Here is a 1,718-nt window from a genome sequence, read left to right as displayed (position 1 = left end):
GTCGGATCGACGCCATCCGCGTTGGTCGCCTTCGTGGCAGACCAACTTGAGCTTTCCGGCAGCGACCTCGCCGATTACGCCGCGCGGGAGCAGACGATGACCGATCATGCCCGCGATCTGATGACGATCCTTGGCCTGCGCGCGCCCCAGAGAGCCGATATCCCGTTCATGATCGAGGCTGCGGCAAACGCAGCCTGGGCCACGGACAGCGGCATCGTAATCGTCCGGGCCGTGATGGACGCGCTACGCCATGCCAAAATCGCACTCCCTTCGATTTCAACCATCGAACGCGCCAGCATTGCGGGACGGGCGCGGGCCCGACGGAAGACCGCGCAGGCGTTAACGCAGGGCCTCACAGGCGATCAGGTCACGGCGCTGGATCGGCTTTTCGCCACAACGCCTGAAGGGAGCATCAGCCAACTTGCCTCGCTCAAGACCATACCGGTTGCCGTCAAGCCGGATCACATCAAGCGCATTCTGGAATTGTTGAGACAGGTTCGACAGATCGGCATTGATCCCGTCGTCGCCAAGCGCATTCACATCGACCGTTTTCACCAATACGTCCGGGAAGGCCGGATATCTCCGGCCTCGATGATCGAGCGCTACACGCCATCACGCCGTTACGCCACGCTCGTCGCTTTCCTGATCGATGCTGAGGAACGCCTAACGGACAGCGCCCTGGACATGGCTGACAAGCTGGTCGGCAGCATCTTTACCCGGGCACGGAACACAAAGGCCCGCAGCTTTTCGGCAACGTCGAAGAACGTCGCACGCCTGATGCGCCTGTTTCAGGCGACCATCGATGCCTTGGCCGAGGCGGCCAGCGACGGCAGAGATCCCATGGAAACTCTGGATGCCACGGTCGGATGGGCGACCCTGTTGAAAGCAAGGTCAGAGGTTGGGGCGATCGCCAGGACTGCCGACCTCGATCCTCTGACAGCCGCTGCGGAGCGTTATATTACCCTTCGAAAATTCGCGCCCGATCTGCTGGAAACGCTGGAATTCCAGGCAGGAAGAGGAGGCGCCAAGACCCTGGCTGCGATCACGTTGTTGCGGAACCTCAACAGAGCAGGCAAACGCGATTTACCTGGCGACGCACCGATGCCGTTTCGCAAGGAATGGCAGAAGATCGTTATCGATCAGGATGACAAGCCCAACCGGCGTCTGTGGGAAATCGCGACGCTCGCGCATTTGCGCAACAAGCTGCGTTCCGGCGATGTGTGGATCGAGCGGTCGGCCAATTATCGTCGCTTCGACAGCTACATGCTCAGTAGGGAGCAGGCAAAACCGTTCATTGCCGAACTTGACCTGCCCCTGTCGACAAATGAATGGCTGGATCAGCGCGCTCGCGAATTGGATAAACGCCTGAAGAAGTTTGCGCAAAGCCTGAAACGCGACGCTTTGCAAGGCGTACGATTCCGAGACGGGCACCTCCAGATATCGCCGATACGCGCAACAACGCCTCCCAAGGCGGAAGACCTGGCGCAACAGCTCAACGCCCTGATGCCGCCAATCCGCATCACGGAGCTGCTGCACGAGGTGGCGCAGGCCACCGGTTTTTTGAACGCCTTTACCAACCTGCGCACGGGCGAAGCCTGCCCCCACGAGAACGCGTTGCTTGCTGCCATTCTGGCGGACGCTACCAATCTGGGGCTGTCACGCATGGCTGCCGCGAGTCACGGCGTTACCCGTGATCAGCTCTTCTGGACCCACGACGC

1 protein-coding gene is annotated in these 1,718 nt (G+C 60.7%); it reads left to right on the top strand.

Annotated features, from left to right (window positions below; all coding sequences use genetic code 11):
• Positions 1-1,718, top strand: a 1,718-nt coding sequence (locus GEU01_RS21510) for a DUF4158 domain-containing protein (RefSeq protein ID WP_019087643.1), incomplete at both ends; no start/stop codon positions are given.

The sequence above is a fragment of the Komagataeibacter europaeus LMG 18890 genome (assembly GCF_000285295.1).
Taxonomy (GTDB): Bacteria; Pseudomonadota; Alphaproteobacteria; order Acetobacterales; family Acetobacteraceae; genus Komagataeibacter; species Komagataeibacter europaeus.
The sequence above is the reverse complement of the archived record's forward strand: the minus strand, read 5'-3'. Positions and strand labels throughout refer to the sequence as shown.